This is a genomic window from Thermoleophilum album, assembly GCF_028867705.1.
Lineage (GTDB): Bacteria > Actinomycetota > Thermoleophilia > Solirubrobacterales > Thermoleophilaceae > Thermoleophilum.
Map to the genome: position 1 here is coordinate 74,667 of NZ_CP066171.1, position 23,016 is coordinate 97,682.

Annotated in this window: 23 protein-coding genes; 6 read left to right on the plus strand and 17 right to left on the minus strand. The window is 69.8% G+C overall.

The features are described from left to right. Positions 1 to 26 precede the first annotated feature (26 nt). Positions 27 to 392, minus strand: coding sequence for an antibiotic biosynthesis monooxygenase family protein (locus JDY09_RS00310; protein WP_274716826.1), 366 nt, complete (start codon positions 390 to 392; stop codon positions 27 to 29). Between the two features lie 100 nt (positions 393 to 492). Here JDY09_RS00310 and JDY09_RS00315 point away from each other — a divergent pair, with 100 nt between their 5' ends. From JDY09_RS00315 to JDY09_RS00325, 3 genes are all read left to right on the plus strand, one after another. Next, complete coding sequence (locus tag JDY09_RS00315) at positions 493 to 1,413, plus strand: heme/hemin ABC transporter substrate-binding protein (protein WP_274716827.1); 921 nt, start codon at positions 493 to 495, stop codon at positions 1,411 to 1,413. A gap of 80 nt (positions 1,414 to 1,493) precedes the next feature. After that, positions 1,494 to 2,570 (plus strand): FecCD family ABC transporter permease, encoded by a 1,077-nt coding sequence (locus tag JDY09_RS00320; protein ID WP_274716828.1) that lies wholly within the window; start codon positions 1,494 to 1,496, stop codon positions 2,568 to 2,570. Then, entirely contained in the window at positions 2,567 to 3,343 is a 777-nt protein-coding gene (locus JDY09_RS00325) for an ABC transporter ATP-binding protein (protein WP_274716829.1), read from the plus strand. The genes JDY09_RS00320 and JDY09_RS00325 overlap by 4 nt, the downstream gene beginning before the upstream one ends. A gap of 12 nt (positions 3,344 to 3,355) precedes the next feature. On the opposite strand, the gene JDY09_RS00330 is transcribed toward JDY09_RS00325, so the two are convergent. From JDY09_RS00330 to JDY09_RS00340, 3 genes are all read right to left on the minus strand, one after another. Next, positions 3,356 to 4,288, minus strand: coding sequence for a D-alanyl-D-alanine carboxypeptidase family protein (locus JDY09_RS00330; protein WP_274716830.1), 933 nt, complete (start codon positions 4,286 to 4,288; stop codon positions 3,356 to 3,358). Between the two features lie 131 nt (positions 4,289 to 4,419). After that, entirely contained in the window at positions 4,420 to 4,626 is a 207-nt protein-coding gene (locus JDY09_RS00335; protein ID WP_274716831.1) for a hypothetical protein, read from the minus strand. A gap of 21 nt (positions 4,627 to 4,647) precedes the next feature. Beyond that, positions 4,648 to 5,508, minus strand: a complete 861-nt coding sequence (locus JDY09_RS00340) for a rhomboid family intramembrane serine protease (RefSeq protein ID WP_274716832.1) — start codon at positions 5,506 to 5,508, stop codon at positions 4,648 to 4,650. A 26-nt stretch (positions 5,509 to 5,534) separates the two neighbouring features. Between JDY09_RS00340 and JDY09_RS00345 the strand changes: the two genes are divergently transcribed. After that, entirely contained in the window at positions 5,535 to 5,999 is a 465-nt protein-coding gene (locus tag JDY09_RS00345) for a DUF4395 domain-containing protein (RefSeq protein WP_274716833.1), read from the plus strand. Between the two features lie 372 nt (positions 6,000 to 6,371). Here the strand turns inward: JDY09_RS00345 and lipA are convergent, their stop codons facing one another. Further along, positions 6,372 to 7,484: a lipoyl synthase gene (gene lipA / locus JDY09_RS00350; RefSeq protein WP_274716834.1), complete on the minus strand. Its 1,113-nt coding sequence runs from the start codon at positions 7,482 to 7,484 to the stop codon at positions 6,372 to 6,374. Continuing rightward, the gene (gene lipB, locus JDY09_RS00355; RefSeq protein WP_274716835.1) at positions 7,481 to 8,206 is read right to left on the minus strand and encodes a lipoyl(octanoyl) transferase LipB; all 726 of its coding nucleotides are present in this window, start codon (positions 8,204 to 8,206) and stop codon (positions 7,481 to 7,483) included. The genes lipA and lipB overlap by 4 nt, the downstream gene beginning before the upstream one ends. A gap of 9 nt (positions 8,207 to 8,215) precedes the next feature. Here lipB and JDY09_RS00360 point away from each other — a divergent pair, with 9 nt between their 5' ends. After that, the gene (locus JDY09_RS00360; protein ID WP_274716836.1) at positions 8,216 to 8,872 is read left to right on the plus strand and encodes a hypothetical protein; all 657 of its coding nucleotides are present in this window, start codon (positions 8,216 to 8,218) and stop codon (positions 8,870 to 8,872) included. Positions 8,873 to 8,908: 36 nt separating this feature from the next. Here JDY09_RS00360 and JDY09_RS00365 read toward each other — a convergent pair whose 3' ends face one another. Next, complete coding sequence (locus JDY09_RS00365) at positions 8,909 to 10,483, minus strand: sulfatase-like hydrolase/transferase (RefSeq protein WP_274716837.1); 1,575 nt, start codon at positions 10,481 to 10,483, stop codon at positions 8,909 to 8,911. A 147-nt stretch (positions 10,484 to 10,630) separates the two neighbouring features. On the opposite strand from JDY09_RS00365, the gene JDY09_RS00370 reads away from it, so the two are divergent. Further along, positions 10,631 to 11,746, plus strand: a complete 1,116-nt coding sequence (locus JDY09_RS00370) for a hypothetical protein (protein WP_274716838.1) — start codon at positions 10,631 to 10,633, stop codon at positions 11,744 to 11,746. 52 nt (positions 11,747 to 11,798) lie between these two features. Here the strand turns inward: JDY09_RS00370 and JDY09_RS00375 are convergent, their stop codons facing one another. The 10 genes from JDY09_RS00375 to JDY09_RS00420 all read right to left on the minus strand — a co-directional run bounded on the left by JDY09_RS00375 (position 11,799) and on the right by JDY09_RS00420 (position 22,669). Then, entirely contained in the window at positions 11,799 to 12,542 is a 744-nt protein-coding gene (locus JDY09_RS00375) for a TIGR00730 family Rossman fold protein (RefSeq protein WP_274716839.1), read from the minus strand. A gap of 8 nt (positions 12,543 to 12,550) precedes the next feature. Next, positions 12,551 to 14,059, minus strand: coding sequence for a dihydrolipoamide acetyltransferase family protein (locus JDY09_RS00380; protein ID WP_274716840.1), 1,509 nt, complete (start codon positions 14,057 to 14,059; stop codon positions 12,551 to 12,553). Positions 14,060 to 14,070: 11 nt separating this feature from the next. Further along, on the minus strand, positions 14,071 to 15,135 hold the full coding sequence (locus JDY09_RS00385) for an alpha-ketoacid dehydrogenase subunit beta (RefSeq protein WP_274716841.1): 1,065 nt from the start codon (positions 15,133 to 15,135) through the stop codon (positions 14,071 to 14,073). After that, positions 15,132 to 16,460, minus strand: coding sequence for a pyruvate dehydrogenase (acetyl-transferring) E1 component subunit alpha (gene pdhA, locus JDY09_RS00390; protein ID WP_274716842.1), 1,329 nt, complete (start codon positions 16,458 to 16,460; stop codon positions 15,132 to 15,134). The genes JDY09_RS00385 and pdhA overlap by 4 nt, the downstream gene beginning before the upstream one ends. A gap of 239 nt (positions 16,461 to 16,699) precedes the next feature. Then, positions 16,700 to 17,335 carry a DsbA family protein gene (locus JDY09_RS00395; RefSeq protein ID WP_274716843.1) on the minus strand — a complete coding sequence of 212 codons (636 nt, stop codon included), beginning with the start codon at positions 17,333 to 17,335 and terminating at the stop codon, positions 16,700 to 16,702. Further along, a complete protein-coding gene (lpdA, locus tag JDY09_RS00400; RefSeq protein WP_274716844.1) occupies positions 17,317 to 18,690 on the minus strand; it encodes a dihydrolipoyl dehydrogenase in 1,374 nt (457 codons plus the stop codon). The genes JDY09_RS00395 and lpdA overlap by 19 nt, the downstream gene beginning before the upstream one ends. Positions 18,691 to 18,702: 12 nt before the next feature. Continuing rightward, a complete protein-coding gene (locus JDY09_RS00405; RefSeq protein WP_274716845.1) occupies positions 18,703 to 19,140 on the minus strand; it encodes a hypothetical protein in 438 nt (145 codons plus the stop codon). A gap of 90 nt (positions 19,141 to 19,230) precedes the next feature. Continuing rightward, the gene (gene thiE, locus JDY09_RS00410) at positions 19,231 to 19,878 is read right to left on the minus strand and encodes a thiamine phosphate synthase (protein ID WP_274716846.1); all 648 of its coding nucleotides are present in this window, start codon (positions 19,876 to 19,878) and stop codon (positions 19,231 to 19,233) included. Next, complete coding sequence (locus tag JDY09_RS00415) at positions 19,878 to 20,978, minus strand: hypothetical protein (protein WP_274716847.1); 1,101 nt, start codon at positions 20,976 to 20,978, stop codon at positions 19,878 to 19,880. Before JDY09_RS00415 ends, thiE begins: the two co-directional genes overlap by 1 nt. A 224-nt stretch (positions 20,979 to 21,202) precedes the next feature. Next, on the minus strand, positions 21,203 to 22,669 hold the full coding sequence (locus JDY09_RS00420) for a hypothetical protein (protein ID WP_274716848.1): 1,467 nt from the start codon (positions 22,667 to 22,669) through the stop codon (positions 21,203 to 21,205). Positions 22,670 to 23,016 lie beyond the last annotated feature (347 nt).

A 23,016-nucleotide genomic window follows, 5' to 3' on the forward strand; every position in this document is an offset into this window, starting at 1 on the left:
ACGGTGTCGCGGTTGGCTGCGCGTTCTCAGTTCGCCAACGCCTCGCCCAGGGCGTGCTCGTCGTCCGGAGAAAGCGCAGCGAACGAGCTGCCAGCCGCCGCCTCGGAGTCGATGACCTCGTACAGCCGCAGCTCCGAGTGACCGCCGAGCGGACGCTCGGCCTCGCGCGAGTGGGCGCGCTTGAACAGGTCGGATTTCACCCAGCCGCGAAAGTCGCTTTCGCTTCGCCAGTAGGTCAGGACGACGTAGTCGCCCGGCCGGTCGCGGCGCAAGAGGTCGAAGCGGAGGAAACCGGGTGCCTGCGCCAGCAGCCGCTCGCGCTGCAGGAACCGGCGCTCGAACTCCTCGGCCTGGTTTTCGGGAACGGTGATGCAGTTCATTGCGACGATCATGGTTAGGGAATCCTAACGATTCCCGTTCGATGTGCTAGGAATTGATTAGGCAGACCTATTAGGGTCCCCTAACCAGGAACGACGAATGGAGGTCGCGCAGATGAAACGAACTCTTCGCGCGCGCTTGGCCCGGCGGTGGGTGCGCGTGCTCCTGGCGACGACTGGCGCTGCCCTTGCGCTGGCCGTAGCCGGGAGCGGAGCGGCGCTCGCAGCGACGCCCAAGCGCATCGTGTCGCTCAACGGCGACATCACCGAGATCATCTTCGCGCTCGGGTACGGCAACCGGTTGGTCGCGGTCGACGTCAGTGCGACCTACCCGGCTGCGGCGCGCAAGCTGCCGAAGATCGGTTACCAGCGCACGCTCGCACCGGAGCCCATCCTCGCCTTCAACCCCGACCTGATCATCGGCGACGAAGTGGCCGGACCGCAGGCGACGCTCGATCAGCTGCGAGCTGCCGGCAAGCGCGTCGTGATCATCAAGGGGGCGCGCTCGGTGCGCGACATCCCCGCCAAGATCCGCGCAGTCGGCAAGGCGCTCGGAGCGACGGCTTACAAGCGGGCGAAGAAGCTCGCGGCCACCACCGACAAGCGACTGCGCGCGGTCCGCAAGCGAATCCGGCGGGTTAAGCGCAAGCCGCGCGTCGCCTTCCTCTACCTACGCGGGACACAGGTGCAGTACATCGGCGGCCGTGGGTCGGGTGCAGACACCGTGATCTCGTACGCGGGCGGTGTCGACGCGGGGACGAGTGCTGGGCTGCGCGGCTTCAGGCCGCTCTCCCCGGAGGCACTGGTGGCGATGAAGCCCGACTACATCGTCACCCTCGCGGCGGGTCTCCAGTCCGTGGGAGGCGTGAGCGGCCTGTTGCAGTTGCCGGGCGTTGCGGACACACCCGCTGGTGCACGCAAACGCATCCTCTCCTTCGACGATCTCGAGTTCCTTGGTCTTGGACCCCGCACACCGCGGGTGATCGAACGGCTGGCGCGGGCGATCGGGACCCTCGCATCGGCCAATCGCCGGTGAGTCGGTCCCTTTCTGCGGAGCAGGCGGGCCGGGCGGCCGTACGGCCGCCCGGCCCTGCCACCGCCTCCGGCGGGCCAGGGTTGCCGACGGCACGCACGGCCACAAGCGACGCGATCGCCGCGCGTCGCAAGGCACGGCTAGCCACCGCGCTCTGTGCGCTCGTCGCGCTGGTGGCCGCGGTACTCGGGGGCACAACGCTGGGGGCGGTGAAGATCCCGCCGGGCGAGGTTCTCTCCTTCTTCCTCGGCAAGCTTGGTTTCGCGGGTGCGCCAGATCCGCAGACCGTGGCGGTGCTCGAATCGATCCGCCTCCCCCGCCTCGTTCTTGCCCTTGTTGGCGGTGCTGCACTTGCCCTCGCTGGCGCGGCGATGCAGGGCATCTTCCGCAACCCGCTTGCCGACCCTGGGATCGTCGGTGTGTCCGCAGGATGCGCGGCTGGGGCTGCGCTCGCCGCGGTAGCGGGCCTGTCGCTCGCGGCACTACCGGGGCTGAGCGCCCTGGCTGGTAGCGCGTTCCTCGGCGGTTTGGTAGCCGCCTTTTTCGCTTACCGGTTTGCCCGCAGCGAGGGGCGTACCGAAGTGCTCACGTTGATCCTCGCCGGCATCGCCATCAACTCGATCGGGCTCGGCATTCTGGGATTGATGCTCTACCTCGCCGACGACGCCGAGCTGCGCTCACTGACAGGCTGGCTGCTCGGTAGCTTCGCCGGCGCGCACTGGCGTGACGTAGCGCTCGTTACCGCCTGTCTCGTCGTCGGTGCGATTGCCCTGATGCCGTTGGCGGTGAAGCTCGACGCGCTCGCGCTCGGCGAGCGCGAAGCGCGTGACCTCGGCATCGATGTCGAGCGCGTCCGCGCCATCACGATCGCCGCGGCCACGCTGTTGACGGCGGCAACGGTCGCGGTTGCGGGGGCGATCTCGTTCATCGGTCTTGTCGCGCCCCACATCGTCCGCCTCGCCGCTGGACCGGCCCACCGTTTCCTCTTGCCGGCGAGCCTCGCTACCGGCGCCGCGCTGTGCGGTCTTGCCGATCTCGCGGCACGGACGATCGCGCTGCCGCAGGAGATCCCGATCGGTGTCGTCACCGCCCTCGTCGGCGGCCCGTTCTTCTTGTGGCTCGTGCGCCGGGCGCGAGCGCGCGCGACGGTGGTGCGGTGAGAAGCGCGCTACGCACAAGCACCAAAGGGGGCACTGTGCTCGCCGACACCGTTCTCGCCGCTCGCGGCGTGACCCTGGCATTCGGACCGGTGCGAGTTCTCGACGGAGTTTCGATCGACGTCGAGCCGGGGAAGCTGACCGTCGTGATCGGCCCGAACGGAACCGGTAAAACGTCCCTGGTTGACGTGCTCGCTGGTGTTCGCCGACCGAACGCTGGCGAGGTGACGCTGGGCGGCAGGCGCATCGACGATCTCGGGCTGCACGAGCTTGCAGAGCTGCGTGCCGTGGTGAGGCAGCGGCCGCCGGTGCCCGAGGGCTTTCTGCTCGCCGAGATGGTCGCGACAGCAACCGGTGGTCAGCTGGGCGACGATGTACTCCGCGCCCTCGATGAGGTTGGCATCGGGCATCTGGCCGCCCGACGGGTCGAGACCTTGTCGGGTGGTGAGCTGCAGCTCGGCGACTTGGCGCGAGCGCTGGTTCGCAAGACGCCAGTTCTGCTGCTCGACGAGCCGACGGCGTCGCTCGATCCCGCCCACCAACACGCCGTTTTGGCCATCTGCAAACGGCGTGCCGAAGCGGGCGGAACGGTGCTGTGTGTTCTGCACGACTTGACGCTCACCGCCCGCTACGCCGACGAGGTCGTGGTGCTTGACCGAGGTCGCGTCGCCGCCGCCGGCCCGGCCGATGAGGTCCTAACCGAGCCGATCCTGCGCTCCGTGTGGCGCCATCCGCTCGAGATCGTCCGTCGCTGCGGGCGTGTGTTTATCGGCTAGAAAACGTGCACGCTAGCTCAGCGGCGACAGCTGTCCATGGCGGCTATGCGGCTGGTCGAAAGCCGTGTCGAACAGTGCGCGGGCGTGCGCGGCGGGGTTCGTCGAGCCGAGGACCACGGCGACTAGTGTTCGCCCGCGGCGTCGCACCACGGCCACTAGACAGCGACCGGCAGCAGCGGTGAAGCCGGTTTTGAGGCCGATCGTGCCGGGATAGCTGGTGCGCAGAAGCGGGTTGTGAGTGACTAGCCAGAGGCGGCCGCCGCGGATCGGGAAGGGGTACGGAGCGGCACGACGGCTGACGATGCGGCGGATGCGGGGTTGCGCCATCGCTGCGCGCGCGAGCACCACGAGATCGGCCGCGCACGAGCGATCCTTGGGGCTCAAACCGTGCGGGTCGCGGAAGTGCGTGCAGCGCAGGCCGAGGGACCGCGCGAGATCGTTCATCTCTCCAACGAAGCGGTGCTGTCCGCCCGCTGCTAGCGCCAGGGCGAGAGCCGCGTCGTTGCCCGATACGACGAGCATGCCGGCCAGTAGCGTCTCGGCGCGCACACGCAGCCCTGGCCGCAGCACTCCCATCCCCGAGCCGCTGTACCGTAACGCCGCGGGGGCGATGCGTACCCGCTCCGTCGGCGCGAAGTGGCGCACAGCGACGAGCGCGCTGGCGATCTTCGTGAGGCTGGCGATCGGATAGGGCCGGAGCGCCCGGCGTGCGAAAAGCACCTCGCGTGGGTCGAGGTCGGCGAGGAGCGCAGCACGCGGTGGCCTGCGGAAGTGCAGCCGGAGCTGCTCTTTGCGCGGAGCCCAGACGAAACCGCCCGGCAGTGGCGCCTCCGCTCGGCCGACGGGAGCGCGACTGGCGAGGTGCGGGCGTGCCGCCCGCGCGCTGCCGACACTGGAGGTTGCCTTTTTGCCTATGTCGCGCGTGACCGCGGCGACAACGAACACAACGCACCCTGCGGCCAACGCAAGCACCGCGAGAGCACGCTGCCGGCACGGTCGGTTGCGCCTGGGCCGGCGAGTGTGCGAGCCCAGCACGAGCGGCGTGCGCAGTGGCGCCGGGCGGCCACGGCGGCGCATCACCACTCCCCCGTACGGCGGTCGCTGTCGCCCCCCGATCGGCGCGCGTCGACCAGCGGGCCGATTACACCGACAACGATCACGACCAGGACTAGCAGCGCCGCGACCGTCAGCAGATCAAAACCGTGCTCGACGATTACCGCCAACGTCAGCCCGGCAAGCAGAAGGCACAACGCCGCGGTGGCCGCGACCACGAGCCAGCGCACCCGCCCGACCTCCCTACACCCCTAGACGGCGAGCCGACCGTGGTACCAGGGGTTCGGTCGGTTCGCGAACGCCCTGATCGCCAAAAGCCCGAAGACGAAGCCACCGATGTGCGCAAAGTAGGCAACGCCACCGTCGCCGAGCGGCTCCGCGAGCCCCGCCATGCCGTAAGCGAGCTGAAGGCCGAACCATGCGACAAGCACGATCAGCGCGGGCAGCTCGACGATCGTGAAGAAGAAGATGATGAAGACGACGGTCAGCACCCGTGCCCGCGGGTAGAGGAGCGCGTAGCCGCCTAGCACCGCCGCGATCGCTCCCGACGCTCCGACCGTCGGCACCGCCGCACCCGGGTCGACAGCCACCTGGGCGATCATCGCTGCGACCCCGCCGAGGACGTAGAAAGCGACGAAGCGCAGCCTCCCCATCGAGTCCTCGACGTTGTTCCCGAAGATCCACAGGAAGAGCATGTTGCCGGCTAGGTGCAGGAAGCTGCCGTGCAAGAACATCGACGTCAGCAGCGTCAGCAGCGCCGGTGGCTGTCCGCCGGTGAGCGATGGCGGGAATTCGTCGGGGAGAGTGACCTGCTGAACGCCGCCGAAGGGATCGCGAAGCTCGAGCGTCTGGCCCTCGCAGACCATCGCCGTGCCCGCCTGTTCGGCGAGCTGCGCGACGCGCGAGCCGGCCGGCGGTATCACGCACTCGCGTCCGGGATGGGTTATCTCGTAGGGCACTGCGCCCCACTGCGCCACGCGCTCGTTGCCGGTCGCGCCGAGACCCAACCCCCCGCGCTCGAAGCCGAAGTAGACGAAGGCGCAGGCGACGATCAGCAGAACGGTGAGGATCGGGAAGCGCCTAGTCGGCAGGTTGTCCTTTATGGGAAACACCGGTCGGTTTTGCCACAATTGGCGCGATGGCACGCGCCCTCCGCAGCGTCCACCCGTACGATGACACGGACGTAATCGACGCGCGCGCCCCGCGCACTAACCAGGCGTTCGTCGGTCTGTTGGCGCTCGCGGCGTTCGTGTTCGACGCCCCTCTGCTCGTCGCGCTTGTCGCCTTGCAGCTGGCGGTCGGGCTTGTCTTCGGACGGCGCTTCTGCTTGCCCTGCGTCTTCTACTTCGAGGTGCTGCAGCCCCGGCTGGGCGAGGGGCCGATCGAGGACGCCCGCCCGCCTCGCTTCGCGAACATGCTCGGTCTCGCCTTCACCGCGCTCGCGACCGTGGCATTCCTCGCCGGCCTCGAGACGCTTGGCTGGGTGCTCGCTCTCGTCGTCGCTGCGCTCGCACTGCTCGCCGCGGCGAGCGGCTTCTGTTTGGGCTGCGAGCTCTACGCCCTCGTCGCGCGCCGCCGAGGCGTGAGGCTCGTAGGCCGCTGAGGGGGCTGCGAGCTTGGACGAGGGTCTCCGCCTGGTCGTGGCGATCGCGCTGATGGTGTCGGTCGCGATCACCGCCGCCGCGCTTCGTCGTGCAAGGCGCCGACGCGTCGCTGCCTTGCCGGCACGCCTCGATCTGGGCGAGCTCGCTCTCGACAGCGCGGCCGCTGGCAGCGACGGTAGAGCACAACGGGCGTGGGTGCTGTTTTCGGCGCCGCTCTGCCACGCCTGCCGACAGTGGAAGGAGCTGCTTGCCGGCGCCGCCGAACCGGTCGTCGAGATCGACCTGCGCGAGCGTCCCGAGCTCGCAGCGCGAGCGGGCATCGCTGTCGCGCCGACTGTGCTGCTCGTCGATGTCGCGACCGGCGAGGTCGTCTACGCGGCGGCCGGTCGCGGCCCCGACGCGGAGACGCTCGCTGCCGTGCAGTCCGCTACCCGTCCACTTCCTTCCGCTGCGCCCGCGTCCGCCGCGGCACGCAGCGTCTGCTCGGCCTGATAGCTCGAGCGCACCAGCGGGCCTGCCGCCACCGCGCTGAAGCCCATCGCGTACGCCTCGCGCTCGATCGCCACGAACTCGTCCGGGTGCCAGTAGCGCACCACCGGCAAGTGGTTGCGCGAGGGCCGCAGGTACTGCCCGACGGTGACGATCTCGACATGGTGTTCGCGCAACAGCCAGAGCGTTTCGAGGAGCTCGTCGAACGTCTCGCCTAGTCCGACCATCAGGCCCGACTTCGTGCGCACGCGCTCGCCGCCCATCAGCTTGGCGTTGCGCAACACGCGGCACGAGCGCGCGAAGTCGGAGCCGCGCCGCGCGAGCGGGTACAGGCGCGGAACCGTCTCGACGTTGTGGTTGAAGACGTCAGGCCCCGCGGCGATCACCCGCGCGAGCGGCATCTCCTCGCCGCGGAAGTCGGGCGTCAGCACCTCGACCGTGCACCCCGGGTTGAGGGTGCGGATAGCACGGATGACGGCCGCGAAAGCGCCCGCTCCGTAGTCGGGCAGATCGTCACGGTCGACGCTCGTGACGACAGCGTGACGCAAACCCATGCGCTGCACCTGGCGCGCGACCTTGAGCGGCTCGAGGGGGTCGTTGTGCGTTGGTTTGCCGCTCTGCACGTTGCAAAACCCGCAACGGCGGGTGCAGACGTCGCCGAGAATCATGAAGGTCGCAGCGCCGTGCTCCCAACACTCGCCGATGTTCGGACAAGCCGCTTCCTGGCAGACGGTGTGGAGACCCTCCGCGGCGATCAGCGCGCGCAGCCGCCGGTAGTTCGGACCCCCCGGAGCCGGGCGCTTGAACCAGCGCGGCTTGCGATCACGGAATGGCCGCGCTTGTGGCAGATCGATCGCCTTCCAGCCGCCCGGGCGGGCGCGCGAGCGGCTAGCGAGAGCGCGCTTCGCGCTCGCGCGCGCCGGCGCGCTCGCAGGGATGCCCCTGTCGGTCACGTGCGCATCGCTGCCGATCGTTTCTGCACCACCGGTGCTCACGGCCGCACCGCTCCCACCGGTCGCCGCTCGCGCCGCGGCGGGCGGGCAGGCGAACTCGCGAGCGCGCGCAGCCGCTTGGCGGACACAAGTCGCTGCCGCCTGTCGAGCGCGCGAGCGACCTCGTAGCCGGCACGGCGGCGCACGCAACGCATCCGTCCCGGCCGTCCTTCGCGGGCGAGCGACGACATCGCCGCGCCCTCCATCCCGCAAGGCCGGATCCACGAGAACGGCTCGAGGTCGCAGTCGACGTTGAGCGCGAAACCGTGCATCGACACGCCGTCGCGCACGCGGATGCCGATCGACGCGATCTTGCCGCGGTCGGTCCAGATGCCGGCGTCACCGGGCGGTGCCGGTCGAGCGACCACACCCTCGGCGGCGAGCACGGCGACGAGGGCGCGCTCGATGGCAGCGACGAACTCGCGCACCCTGCCGACCTTCACGATCGGATAACCGACGAGCTGTCCCGGACCGTGGTATGTGACGCGTCCGCCGCGATCGGTGTCGTAGATCGCGATCCCCCGCTCGGCGTAGAAGTCGGCGGGCAACGGCAGGTCGCCGTGCTCGGTGCGCACGCCCCGTGTGTAGACGGGCGGATGCTCGAGGAGCAGCAAGGTGTCGGCTATGCGCCCAGCTGCGCGCGCCCGGTGGATGCGTACCTGGAGGGCGAGCGCCTCGCTGTACTCGACCCGTCCCAGCCAGCTGACCCAGAGCTCGGCGGCCATTCAGATGCGATGCTATCCGTCGTGCACGGAGACGCTCGCGGCGGTTTGCGCTTCGTCGGCCGGCGAGCCTTGTGGAGAGTGCGCGGAGCGCTCGCAGCGAGCGCTTTCGTTGTCTGCACCCTGCTCGAGGGGCTAGTGCTGCACGAGCTGCCGCCAGCGGCTCTCGGTGTGCGTTCGGAGGCGATGAGCGTGCCGTTCGCGCTGATCGTCGCGGCCAGCGCGAACCTCCTGCTCGTGGGTGCTGTCGCGCCGTGGCTCAGCCGCCGCCTCGAGCGGCGCGCGATAGCAGGGGGCGAAGAGCTGCCGCCGGCGCTGCGACGGGTCGCGTTGCGCGACCGCGTCGCAGCGCTGCTCGTCGTGCTCGGACTGTTGGGCTGGGTAGCTGCCGGTCTTGCCAGTCGCCCACTGGTCGTCGCCGCCGACCGCGAACAGGAAGAGAACGCCCGCGCGGTCCGCGACTGGGTGCTGCGGAGCGGCGACCGGGAGCTCGTCGCCAACCTCGCCAGCGCCAACACCGTCGCGCTCGCCGAGCGGTTTTTCCGCACCTGCATCCGCAAGCGGTCGGGTATCTACGTGTGTCTGCTCGTCGATACGTCGCGTGATCCGCCGCGCGTCGTCCGCGACCGCGACTCGCGTCCCAACCCGGAAGCGATCGGCGAGCGCTGAGTTGGGGACCGACCCGCTCTGGGTGTTCGCCCTGCGCTAGTAGGAGGCGATCCGCAAAAGTCGCTGGCCCTTCCCGGTTCCGCTGAGCTCGTAGACGGCGACGTCGTTACGACCACGCCGCAGCGCACTCTCCGGGATCACCAGCGAGAAGAGTTCGCGTCGATCGCCACGCATGTGGAAGGTGCTGCCGACAGCGGCCACGCGCCCGTTCACGGCTACCGCGATCCGTCGACGAGCGCCGGGACGACCACCCTCGACCCAGCCCGCCACCTGCACAGGGATCGTTCGCGCGCGCGCGTCGACGTTGCGGAAAAGCTCGGCCCCGAGCAACCGTGCGCGAACGCTCGCTGCCCCGCTCGCGACCGACCGCACCGAGGCGCCAACGACCTTCCCGCTGTCGCCGAACGCGTACAGCGACGCCCACGGCGAGCCGCGCAACAGCGTGCTCGCCGGCCCGGTGCCGTAAATCCGCGCGCGCTCACGGATGTTCGCGCGCCGGCGGCGGTTCCACTCCGACAGCGAGATCCGTACCGTTGCCGAGAAGTCGCGCTTGGGGATCGACACCGTGTGCCTGTGGCGATGGACGGGGTCGAACGCCTGGCGCCCGTCGACGCGCCAGTCGATCGGCAGGCCAGCGAGGTAGGCGACGGTGGGAAGCACGTCGACAGTGCGCACCAGAGCGTCGACCACCGAGCCACGACGTTGCCCAGGCGCTTTGATCAGGAACGGAACCGGCGCCACCTCGTCGACGTTCGAGCGCGTGACCTGCCGCCGGTCGCGCACCCCGACCTCGAAGGCGATCCCGTGGTCGGCGGTGATCACGATCAGCGCCTGGTCGAACAGGCCGAGCTTCTTGAGTCGCGCGAAGATGCGGCCGAGCTGGTGATCGACGAACCCGGCCTGCAGGAGCATCCGCTGTTCGTTGTGCAGGGTCAGCCAGCGGTCGCCGAAGCCGGCGACGTTGGCGAGCCGTTCGAGGGTCACGCGCATCTCGCGACCCGACGGCAGGTAGATCCACGGCAGGTGCGGTAGCAGCAGGTGCTTGTAGTAGAGCGTGCGCCCAGGGCGACGCTTGATCTGGGCGATCCAGCGGTCCCAACGCTCGCGCCTGCCGCCCTTGATGTTCTCGAGCGTCGGTTTGCGCTTGACAACGTTGGGACAGACCTTTACCGGGCAGAGGCTCGTCGCTTCTTCGCTGGCGACGACCTTGTAGCCGTGCTTGGCGAACAGCGTGAAGAGGTTGCGCGGATGCCAGCGCAGAGTGCCGCGACCGTTGCGGGGAGGCAACCGCCCGTCGAGGATCGCTGGCAGTGCCTTCTCGGTCGAGTCGTGCACCGCTTGGGTGTTCGGGAACCACGTAGCGGTGCGGGCGAAAGCGGCGAGATTGGGGAACCGCGCTGGATCGATCTGCCCGTCCGGGAGACGCAGAACATCGACGGGAAATTCGTCGAAGGTCATGAAGACGACGACTCGTGGTGGCTGGGCCGCCGGGCGCGGCGGTTCCGCAGCGTCGGCCGCTACCGCCGAACCCCCACGCTCCACCGCCCACACCACCGCGGCACCGCCAGCGAGCACGGCGAGAAGTAGGACCAGTGCGAGCTTCGCGCGCACGGGCGAGCAGGGTAACCGGTGCTGACCGGCCGAGCGACGGTTGCGCGTAAAGCCGGTGCCGCCCCTCGCTTGGGCGCGTGGCGGCGTGTGGGCTCGGGTCGGTGACCGAGCGTCGGCTGGTTTGCGGCGCCTTGTAGGGTCGGTCGGGTGGCACGAACTGGCAGCACGACGCGTCTTTGGGAACGGCTGGCGGGGCTCGAGCTGGCGGTCGAGCGGCTCGAGCTGCGGGGCCAGCGCGTCACGGTCTCGAGTGGCTTCGAGCGCCTCACGACCCTTTTCGTCCTCAGCGGCCCCGACGGCACACAGGGGATCGGCGAAGACGTCACCTACGACGCCGAAGACCACACGAAGTTGCAGGCTGATCCCGCATGGGCGAGCCCCGACGGCGCTTGCGCGCGCCGCTTGCGCGGCAATTTCACGCTCGCCGAGTTCGCCGCCCTGGTTGCCGAGCTCGACCTTTTCCCCGCCCCGCCCGTGCGCGAAGTGTCGCGCCGCTACCGGCGCTGGGCGCTCGAAGCGGCGGCGCTCGACCTCGCGCTACGGCAGTCGGACAGCGACCTCGCCGAGGTTCTCGGCCGCGAGCCGCGGCCGCTGCGCTTCGTCGTATCGCTGCGCCTCGACGAGGTCGACGGCCGCGCCGACCCCGCCCGCGTCTTGCGGCTGCTAGAGCGCTACCCCGGTTTGCGCTTCAAGCTCGATCCCACCAACGCCTGGGACGAGCGCGTGTGCGCCGAGCTCGCTGCCACGGGAGCGGTGGACGTGCTCGACTTGAAAGGCCACTACCGGGGGACGCCGGTCGATGTCGAGACCGACGTTCGCCTCTACGAGCTGGTGTTCGAGTCTTTTCCCGACGCGATCGTCGAGGACCCCGACGTCGGTGAAGCGACGCTGCCGCTGCTCGCCAAGCACGCAGAGCGCATCAGTTTCGACGCTCCTATCCACAGCGTCGAAGATCTCGCGACCCTTCCCTTCCCCATCCGCCACCTGAACATCAAGCCGTCGCGTATCGGGTCGCTTGCCGGTCTGCTCGCCCTCTACGAGCACTGCGAGCGCGAAGGGATCGCCGCCTACGGCGGCGGGCAGTTCGAGCTCGGACCCGGGCGCAGCCAGATCCAGCATCTGGCGAGCCTCTTCCATCCCGACGCGCCCAACGACGTCGCGCCCACCGGCTACAACGAGCCCGACCCGCCCGACGGCCTGCCCCAGAGTCCGCTGCCGGCGCCACGCGGCGTGGGGTTCGCGCCCGGAAGCGTCCGCGCCTAGGTCGACGCGGCCGCCAGGCGATGCCCGTGCGCTTGACGACGCGCGGGCGTCGCTACGCGGCGCCGTCGTTCGCGGCCGAGAGGTCGATGCGCGGGCGACGGTGGGCTGCGGCGCGGAGGATGTCGCGGACCTCCTCGGGATCGTCGGTGACCGTGAAAAGGCGCAGCTCCTCGGGCGACACCTTGCCCTCGGCGACTACGCGTTCCTCGAGCCAGCGAACGAGGCCACGCCAGTAGGCACTGCCCACCAGCACCACCGGAAAGTGCACGATCTTGCCGGTCTGGATCAGCGTCAGCGACTCGAACAGCTCGTCGAGCGTGCCGAACCCGCCGGGAAACACCACGAAGCCGCTGGCATAGCGGACGAACATCACCTTGCGGGTGAAGAAGTAGTGGAACTCGAGGGCGAGGTCGACGTAGGGGTTGAGCCCTTGTTCGAAGGGCAGCTCGATGTTGAGACCGATCGACGGCGCCCCCGCTTCACGCGCCCCCCGGTTGGCAGCTTCCATGATCCCGGGCCCACCGCCTGTGATCACCGCTAGACCGGCCTCCCCGACGAGGCGCGCGCAACGGCGCGCCAGCTCGTACTCGGGATCACCCGGCGGTGTGCGTGCCGAACCGAAAAACGACGCCGCCGCACCAACGTGAGCTAGCGCCCGAAAGCCGGCGCGCAGCTCTTCTGTGACCCGCCGAATACGATCCTCGTCGGTATACGACGAGATCACCTCGTGCCGCTCGGCGGCGAGGATCTCCTCGTCGTAGGTGGCCGGTGTGCGGCGCTCGAACGCGTCGGCCATGGCCGCCGTCAGCCGGCTGCAAGCATCGCCAGCGGCTCTTCGAGAAGCTCGGCGACGCGCGCCAGGAACTGCGCTCCGTCGGCGCCGTAGACGATCCGGTGGTCGAGCACGAGGGTCAGCACCACCGAGTGGCGCACGCACAGCGAGCCGTCGGCGGCGACCGCCGGCCGCGGAGCCACCGCCCCGACGGTCAGGATCGCGGCTTGCGGCGGGTTGACGATCGCGGTGAAGCGGTCGACGCCGAACATCCCCAGGTTGGAGACGGTGAAGGTGCCACCGGCAAGCTCCGGTGGGGTGATCTCGCCGCGGCGCACTCGCTCGACGAGCCGGCGAGTTTCACGCGCGATCGCTACGAGCGGCTTGCGGTCGGCGTCGAACACGGTCGGCACGAGGAGCGCATTCGGTCGTGCAACCGCGATGCCGACGTTGATGCGCTCGTGCAGCTCGAACCGCCCGTCGCGGTAAGAGCCGTTCACCCGTGGGTGGTCGCGCAGCGCCAGCGCGCAAGCTTTCACGACCAGGTCGTTGAAGGTGGGCAGCGGGTCGATCCGACCGCGCAAACGTTCCCGCAGCTCGCGGCAAGCCTCCATGTCGACGGTGCGCTCGAGCGCGAAGTCGGGCACGGTTGCCTTCGACTCCGCCATGCGACGGGCGATCGTTTGCTGGGTGCGGTCGAGCTCCTCGAACGTCGAGGCGCCGCGCGCACCCTCGGGACGGGGCGGCGTGGCCGTCGGCTCGATGTCTGCGGCTGGCCTGAGCGGCGGTGATGTAGCGACGGCAGCCGCCTCGTTCGCCGCCCCGGCGCGGTCCGCGACTTCTGTCCCGGCGGCGACCGCGGCGTCCTCCGGTGTCGGCGCGGCGCTCTCGTCAGCGCCTGTGACGGCTCCGCTCGCGACTGCGGCGGCCTCGGCCATTGTGCTCGTCGCGGCGGCTTGTGCCGCGGCTTCGACATCGGCACGGACGATGCGCCCGCCGGGGCCCGACCCCTTCACCGTGGCGAGGTCGATGCCGAGCTCGCGTGCGAGTCGCCGGGCAAGGGGCGATGCGCGCAGGCGGCCGTCGGACCGCTCCTGATCGTCGCGCGCGGCGTCGGTCGCTTCCGGCGCGGCCGGTTCAGACACGGCAGCCTCGGACGCGGTCGTACCTGAGGCGCTCGCGTCTGGCGCGCTCGCTCGTTGTGCGGTCGCTTCGAGCGCGCTCGCTTGTGGGGCGGCGCCTTCGGGCACGGTTGCCTCGGCGCCGTCGCCTTGTGGTGGCGCGGCGTGCACGGGCGCTTCACCCGGATCTCCGAGCCGTGCGATCACAGCCCCGAGCGGAAGCGTCTCACCCTCCTCGGCGAGAAGCTCGAGAACCACGCCCGAGCTATCGCTTTCGTAGGTCATCGTCGCCTTGTCGGTCTCGATCTCGGCGATTGGCTGGCCTCGTTCGACGCGATCGCCCGGCGCGACCAGCCAGCGCACGACCGTGCCCTCCTCCATCGAGTCGGTGAGGCGCGGCATGACGATCTCGACAGCCATCGCGACCCCGTTCAACCAGCGCCGCGACCGAGAGTGGCAAGCACGGCGGCGACGACGTTCTCTTCGTGGGGCAGAGCCGCTTGCTCGAGCGGCCTGGAGTAAGGCATCGGCACATCGGCGCGGGCGATCCGCTCGATTGGCGCGTCGAGCCAATCGAAGGCCTGTTCCTGGACGAGCGCCGCCAGGTTGGCGCCCACACCGCCGTGGGGCCAACCTTCCTCGACGATCACAAGCCGATTGGTGCGGCGCACGGACTCGAGGATCGTGTCGAGATCGAGCGGCCGCAGCGTGCGCGGGTCGATCACCTCGGCGCTGACGCCGTGATCGCGCGCCAGGCGTTCGGCGGCGCGCTCGGCGACCACCGCCATCCGCGAGACGCCGACGATCGTGACGTCGCTCCCGCGCCGCCTGACGGCCGCCTCGCCGAAGCGCAGTGGGCCGAGATCGGCGGGAACCTCGCCGCGCATCCCGTACAGCGACTTGTGCTCGATGAAGACGACGGGGTTCTCGTCGCGAATCGCCGACTTGAGCAGTCCCTTCGCGTCGGCCGGCGTTGCCGGCACAGCGACGAGGAGGCCGGGAACGTGCAGGAAGAAAGACTCGAGACAGTGCGAGTGCGTGGGACCCAGCTGGTGGCCCGCGCCCTGCGGCATGCGGATCACCATCGGCACCGTCGGCTGGCCGCCGAACATGTAGCGAACGTGCGCCGCCGAGTTGAAGATCTGGTCGAGAGCGAGCAACGCGAAGCTCAGCTGCATGATCTCGACCACCGGGCGCATGCCCGCCATCGCCGCGCCCACACCCATGCCGACGATCGTGTTTTCGGAAATCGGTGTGTCGCGCACGCGCTCTTCGCCGAACTCGGCGAGAAGCCCGTCGGTGACCTTGAAGGCGCCTCCGAACACACCGATGTCCTCGCCCATCAGGAAGACGCGCTCGTCGGCGAGCATCTCTTCGCGCAGCGCTTCGCGCAGCGCCTCGCGATAGGTGATCGTGCGTGTCGCCGCCGGCGCGCGCGTCGCCTGTTCGTCGGCCGGTGGGCGGTGCGGGGTCGTGGCGCTTGTCTCGGAGCTCATGGCTGGAGGGTCTCGTCGGCGCGATGGCTAGCGGTTTCTGCCGGCCGCTCGGCGCTGCCGCCAGTGTCGGCGGCGGACGCACTTGCGACGTCCGGCGCGGGCGGCGGTGGCGGGCTCGGCGCTAGCTCGTCGGGAAGGTCGCGGCGCGTGCGCCCGACATGCGCAGCTTCCTCCTGGTGTTGCGCCGCCTGCTCGGCCAGCTCCCGGGCACGCTCGCTCGCCTCGCGGGCGCGCTCGCCACGGTAGACGTCGGGACTGCGCTCGTCGACCGTCCACCACCCCGGCACGTCGCCGCCGTAGACGTAGACGTGGTCGTACAGCGTCTCCGGTGCCGGGAACGGCGCGGCATCGGCGAACCGGACAGCATCCTCGACGACCTCGTGCACACGCGCCTCGATCGCCTCGAGATCGCTGCGCGTTGCCACACCCTCGTCGAGGAGGCGCTGCGGAAAGGTCGCGAGCGGGTCGCGGCGCCGCCACTCGGCCACCTCCTCGGGGACGCGATACACCTCGGGATCGGCCATCGAGTGGCCGCGGAAACGGTAGGTGACCGCCTCGACGAGCTGTGGGCGACGCTCCTCGCGCGCCAGTCGCAGGGCCTCGCCGATCGCGCGACGCACATCGAGCACGTCCATGCCGTCACAGCGCCGCCCCGGCACGCCGAAACCCTCGGACTTCCGCGAAAGGTCGAGCACCGCCGAGTGGCGGTCGATGCGCGTGCCCATCCCGAACTGGTTGTTCACGACCACGAACACCACCGGCAGCCGCCACAGCGCGGCGAGGTTCATCGTCTCGCCGAACGTGCCCTGGTTGGTGGCACCGTCGCCGAACATCGTCACCACCGCGTCGTCGCTGCCGCGCAGAGCGCAAGCCAAAGCCACACCAGCGCCGATCGGCAGGTTCGCCCCGACGATTCCGTAGCCGCCAAGGAAACGGCGCGGACCGTCGTAGAGGTGCATCGATCCGCCGCGCCCGCGCGAGCAGCCGGCCTCTTTGCCGAACAGCTCGGCCATCACGGCGCGCGCCGAAGTGCCGCGAGCGAGCGCCTGGCCGTGCTCGCGGTAGGTGGAGAGGAGGTAGTCGCCGGGCCGCATCGCCTCGCAGGTCCCCACCACCGTCGCCTCCTCGCCAATGCAGAGGTGCAGGAAGCCGCCGATCTTGGCGCGCGCGTACATCTCGCCGGCGCGCTCTTCGAAGCGTCGGATCAAGAGCATCCGTTCGAACAGGCGCAAGCACTCGTCGCGCGGCGGCAGCGGGTGTTGCGCGGGTCGCAACCCGGCTTCCTCTGGCCGCAGCAAGCCTTGCTGGGTGCCGGCGCTATCCACTCGCGTTTCGACTGTATCGATCGCTCGCAGCGGTGCCCCGTCGGGGGCGCTTCCTTGCAAGCGCATTTGCTCGGTTCGCAGCTGTGGCCTAGCGCCCGCTTGCGGGTCGCGCTCGTGGTGTTGGGTGGCGTCGAAAGAGCTTTGCACCGTCCCTTGAATCGGCAGAGCCGGCTCCCGCCCAAGACCCGGAGCGGACGATCGCCTGCGCCTGCACGGCTCGCCCTGTCGCTTAGAGAGCTCTATGCGGCGATCGCCGACGCTGCTGCCTCGAGGCTGTCGTCGCCGTGGAAAACACGGCCCTCCCAGACGACCGCGGGCAGCATTCGCACACCCGCGGCGAGCGCCTCGGCGGTGGAGCGCTCCAGTCGCGCACGCGTGCTGTCGAGGTCGATCCCGGCTAGCACCGCGCGCGGGTGCAGTTCGCAGGCGGCGGCGGCGAGCAAGATCGTCTCGTCGCGGGCGAGGCTGCGACCGGCGGCGTAGGCGTGCCGGAAGGCAGCGAGGGAGAACGCCACCAGTCGCCCCGTGCCCTGGGCGAAGGCCGCGGCGAGCATCGCCCGCCGCGTGTCGACCGGTAGCTCCGGCCAGCGCAGCGGCAAGAGATCGCGCTCGCGCGCCCGGCGCTCGATCTCGCTTAGGTGGCGCAACCGAGCCTCGGCGGGTCCGGACATCCAGTCGTCGCGTCCGCTGGCGCGGAGGATCGCTGCGCGTTCAGCCAGTCGCCAGATCGGGGGTATGGGCAGAACCGTCGCCACGCGTTCGGCAGCGAGGTACGCGTAAGGGCAGCCGAGGTCGAAGAAGAAGAGCGGCCGCTTTTCGACGCCGGGGGCGTTACCGGCGGTGGTCAGCTTGCGCCTCAGCCGTGGATCAGCCAACCGTCGGCAGCGCGTGCGGCCTCGGCGACCGCCTCGGCGAAGACGGGATGGGCGTGGACGATGCGCGCAAGCTCGGGATAACCGCCCTCGAGTTCGCGTGCCACCACCAGCTCCTCGATCAGCTCGGCGGCCTTGGCCGACACGACGTGCGCGCCGAGCAGCTCGCCGTAGCGCTTGTCGCCGACGATTTTCACCAGTCCGCCACGGTCGCCGTAGACGGTTGGAGCGCCGACGGCGCCGATCGGCACCTTGCCCACCACAACGTCGTGGCCGCGTTCGCGGGCCTGCTGTTCGGTGAGACCGAAGCTCGCCACCTGCGGGTGGCAGAACGTGACAGAGGGAATGAAGTCGAGATCGAGCGGGTGGGGATCGCGACCGGCGGCGTCCTCCGCCGCCGCGATCCCTTCCTCGCTCGCCTTGTGGGCGAGTGCCGGTCCGCGCACCATGTCGCCGATCGCCCACACCCCCGGTCGCGAGGTTCGCAGGCGCTCGTCGACGACGATCAAGCCACGCTCGTCGCGCTCGATGCCGGCCGCGTCGAGACCCAGTGCGTCGGCGTCGGGGGCCCGTCCGGCGGCGATGCAGACACGCTCGAACGCGAGCTCCTCGCCGCCCTCGAGCGTCACGGTCGCGCGATCGCCACAATCCTCGATCGCCGCGATTCGCGCCCCGGTGCGAACGTCGATGCCGATGCGCTTGAACTCGCGCGCTACTGCACGCGAAGAGTCCTCGTCCTCGGCGGGAAGGATGCGGTCTAGGGCTTCGATCAGCGTCACTTCGACACCGAAGCGACGGAACGCGGAAGCGATCTCACAGCCGGATGCGCCGGCACCAACAACCGCCAGCGACGCGGGGAGCTCGCCGGCCAGCCAGGTGGTCGCGGTGTCTTGGATGCGTCCGCCGAAAGTGGCACCCGCTACCGGCCGCGGCCGCGAGCCGCAGGCGAGGATCACACGGTCAGTTTCGAGTACGCGCTCGCCGCAGACGACGTTGGCGTCGGCGTCGAGACGCCCCTCGCCCTCGACGATCTCGACCTTGTTCTTGCGCAGAAGCATCGCCACGCCGCCGGTGAGCGACGCGATCACCTCGTCGCGACGAGCGGCTACACGCGCGTAGTCGACCTGCGGATCCCCAGCGAGCGTGACGCCGAAAGCGGCCGCGTTTCGAACCTCGTCGAGAACCTCGGCCGAGCGAAGTACGGCTTTGGCCGGGATGCAAGCCTCGTTCAAGCAGCGCCCGCCGATCTTGTGCTTCTCGACCACCGCAGTTTTCAGGCCGAGCTGGGCGGCGCGAATCGCGGCGACGTAGCCGCCCGGTCCCGACCCGACCACCACACAGTCGAAACGCTCGCTCATCGGCTCGCCAGCCTATCGCCTAGGGGCTTGCGAGCGCTTGCGTTCGGAGCGCTCGCGCTTGGCTTCGCGCTCGTTCGCGCTATCGCTGGCAGGCTGGGCCTTCCGCTCCGATCCTCCCGGTCGCTGCGCGGATGGAGTCGGCAAGTCGAGCTCGCGCAGCGATCGGGCGAGCGCGACGAGCAGCGTCCCGGCGCCGGCGATGATCGCGACGAGCAAGAGCACGCCGTGGATATCGGCGGCGCGGATCAAGGCCAGCGCAGCGAAAACGATCGTCAGGGCGAGTAGCGTCTCCATGCCCAGCACACCCCAGTAACGGCTGCGCCAGAGACCGACGGCGGTCACCGCCAGAAGCGCCGTCGCGGCGAGGCTGCCGGCGGTCTTGCCGGGGGTGTCGGGGTCGTAGGCGGCCACGAGCGCGACGAGGTTCGCGACCGCCAAGAGCGACGCCACCGCCGCAGCGACCGTGACCGCCCGCGGGCGCGCGCTGGCGCGCGAAGCGGCTCCTCGCTCCGACGGCCCGCTGGAACGGTTGCCGCTCACTCACCGCCTCCCGAGGGCCGAACGTAGCTCGCTGGCGGCGCGTTCGGGGTCGTCGGCATCGCAAATGGCACGTACCACGGCGATTCTGCGAGCTCCGGCGGCGACCACCGAGTGCACGCTAGCGCGATCGATGCCTCCGATCGCGAACCACGGACGTCCCGACGCGTGGCGGGCAGCGTGACGCACGTAGGCGAGTCCAGCGGCCGGGCGCCCTGGTTTCGTGGGCGTTGCGAACACCGGGCCGACGCTGATCTCGTCCACCGGTTCACGCAGCGCGCGCTCGAGCTGCTGCGGAGAGTGGGTCGAGAGCCCGACCAAGAGGTCGTTGCCGACGATGCGCCGGACCTCACGCGGTGGAAGGTCGTCCTGCCCCACGTGTACGCCGTCAGCACCCGCCGCCAGGGCGAGATCCGGACGGTCGTTGATCCACAGCAGCGCGCCGAAGCGCTGACAGAGCTGCCGACAGACTTCGGCTGCGGCTAGCACCTCCTCGTCAGGCAGCGACTTCTCGCGTACCTGCACCATGTCGACGCCGCCTCGCAACGCGGCTTCGACAAGCGTCGCGAGATCGTGTTTGCGCGGCTTGGTTGGACAGATCAGGTAGAGGTGTGCTGCCTCCAGGCGCTTTCGCCGCTCGCTCGCACGCATCACCGACTGCTCGCGCCGCCCGTCGAGGTGAGGGGTGCACGAGCGGCAGGTCGGGCGACGCGCGTGCGGTTGCGCTTGTAGAACGCGCGCACGGCTTCGAATTGCGGACGCGCGCGGCCGCGGAGGTCGACAAGGCCGAGGTCGAAAAAGGCCCACTGGCTCCTCCGGGGCGGTGACACGAGCGTGTAGTACAGGTGCGCCCTGACGCGCGGGTTGCGGAGAGCGATCTCGAACGACCGGTAGGTGTAGAGGTAGCGGGACCGGGGCGAGCGCAACATCCGCCGCCCGCTCGAGAAGTAGCCGAACTCGGTGAGATAGATAGGGATCTTCCTGTCGCTCGCCGCTTTCAAGCGGCGGCGTCGCTGCAGGGCATCGAGTGCCGACGCCAGTCTGCCGAGGGTGCCGATCGTGACGTTGTCTGCGCCCGGGAACCGGTAGGTCGGTGCGTGCGCGAAGTCGTAGGGGTGGTGTGCATAACCGTCGGTCGAGAGCGCTGGGCAGCGCTTCGAGCGCAAGCGGTAGCGCCGATCGACACAGAGAAGGCGACGCAGAAAGTCGAGCGGAGCGATCGACAAACCGCGCCGCGCATAGGGAGCCGTCTCGCCGATCAGAACCTTCGCACCCGGATCGACGCGCTTGATCGCCGCCCAGCCGGCGCGATAGAGGTTGCGGTAGAGGGTCGGTGTCGACCGCAGTGGTGCGAGCCACGTGGCCCAGTTCGGCTCGTTCCAGATCGAGTAGCGGTCGACACGCCCGGCGAAGTGCGCTGCAACGGCCGCGGCGAACTGGCCGAAGTAGCGCGCGTTCGGTTTGTACGGACCGACACGCCGATTGCCGGTCGCGAAGGCCGGTGCCGGTCCCTGCAAGCTCAGGTGCACACGGATGCCATAGCGGGCGGCGTGCGCGACGAGGTCGTCCCAGGCGCCGAACGAATAGCTTGGCGACGGCGGCGCAGTTTTCGCTCGCTGCTGTTCGGGAGGTAGCGTCCACGCCCACGCCATCCCCACGCGCAGACGGGTAACGCCGATGCTGCGGGCGAGCCGGAAGGCGCGGTCGCGGTCGAACCACTTGCGCTCCAAGAACACCGCGTCGTCCTGCACAGCGATCTCGAGTCCCCGCGCCGCGTGCGCAGGCGTAGTGTCACTCGCCGCGAGCGCGATGACGGCGAGCGCTAGAGCTACAGCAGTTCGGGGTCGAAAGCCCAAGGTCGAAAGGCAGAGATCGGAAACGTGGCGTCGCGGCTGCGATCGCAGTAACGGTGCGACGTTAACACGCCACCCTCCGGCCGAGGTGCTGCCCCGCCCTTCGTTCGGGCGGTGCGCCGCTAGCGGCGCACCGCCCGCTTGTAGCGCGTCAGCCCGGCGGCGCGAATGCGGAACTTGCGTTTGGTCGCGTTCGCGACGCGCAGCGTCTTGCGGAAATAGCCGTAACGGTTGACCTTGGTCCGCGCCGCGACGCGGTAGCTGCGACCCGACGACACCGCGATCTCGACCGTCGCTCCGGGGCGCTGCGGTCGCGTGCGGCCGAACACCTCGACCCTCCCGCGCGAGTACTCGCGGACGAAGACCGGGAAGCGGAAGGCGAGGTACACGCCTGGCTTCTCGCGGCCGTCGTGGAAGCGCAGTCCCTGCTGAAAGCCCGACCAGCGCACGACCGGCGAGCGCGAGGGTCGTGGCGCCTCGTCGAGCAGCACGTACTGCGAGTAGCTCACGACCCGCGAGTTGCGGAACGCAAGCCACTCGGATTCGTCCATGTAGCCCGGCACGCGCGCGATCGGAAACTGGTAGGGATCGGGCGGGTTGGTCTGGAAACCGAACTCGGTGATCCAGATCGGCAACCGCTTCGGCAGCTTGCCGCGACGTGCGAGCGCGTCGAGGGTCCGCACCAGCCGCGAGAGCTGCGCGATCGCGGCGTCGTCACGGCTCGGCAGACGGCCGTAGATGCCGCCGCGCGGGACGTAGGGGTGGTAGGCGATGCCCGACGTCTTCAGTCGCCCCACCCGTCCGCAGCCGCGCGCTTTCGCGGCACGACCGCGGTATTGGCGGTAGCGGCTGTCGAGGCAGAACATCTCGCGCAGGAACTCGAGCGGCGATATGCGCGTTGGCGATCGCCGCGAGCTCGACCCGAACGGCACAAGCTCGCCGAAGAGAAGCGTGTCGCGGCTGTGCCCGGACGCCTCGAGTCCGGCGACGAAGGCGCTGTACAGGCGCCGGTAGATGGTCGGCGCGAGCGGCACGCCGGAGCTCGACCGCTGCGGCCCGAGCCACGAGCGCAGGTTCGGCTCGTTCCAGGCCGACCAGATCGTCACCCGCGGAATGCCGGGGTAGGCGCCCGAGTACCGGCGTCCCACCGCATAGACGAAGTCGCGGTAGGCGGAGGGGTCGGGACGCCAGCTACCGGGCTGGGACGAGGTGCCTTTGGCTGCCCACCGTGGTGCCTGGCCGCCGATCGCGATGTATGGCCGCAGTCCCCGTGCGACCGCGTCCCGCACGAAGGCGTCGAAACGAGCGAAGTTGTAGTTCGCCGGATCGCGCAGGTCGACACGCGGCTTGCGCGACGAGTTAGCTGCCGGTGCCACCTCGCGCCACAAGAGCTGCACCTTGACCACGTCGACGCCGAGAGCGCGCGCTTCGTTGAGCAGACGGACGCGGTAGGCGTCGTTCGAGTGCACGGCGAGGAAGTCGTCCTGGATGATCGTCAGCTGGCGCCCAGCCGCGGCGGCCGGTGCAGGAGCGGCAACGCCGGCGGCGAGAAGGGCGACTGCTGCCAGTGCCAGGACCGGTTTGCGCACAAAAAATCACCTCCTTGGCGGTCGCTCTCGAGGGTCAAGGTGGGGCTGCGAAGCCCCGGGACCGGATCGCGAAAGCCGCGAGCGGCTGCCCGTCCTCGCGCTTTCCAACACACTCCGGGGCGATAGTTGCGGAGAAGTCCGCACCGTAGCGGGTGTCTCGCGCTAGGTCCCCTGTCGCCGCGTGCGGCCGGTGTATGTCCGCGACGGTCTCTGCACCACGACCACGCCCGCCCGGAGCCCGCTTGCGCGCATCCGCTCGCCGAAAACGCGTGCGTACAACAGGCAGCGCGCGAATACCATCAATGTTCGACAGTCGACGGGAGCTCGGGGAGCCGGGCTGAGAGGGC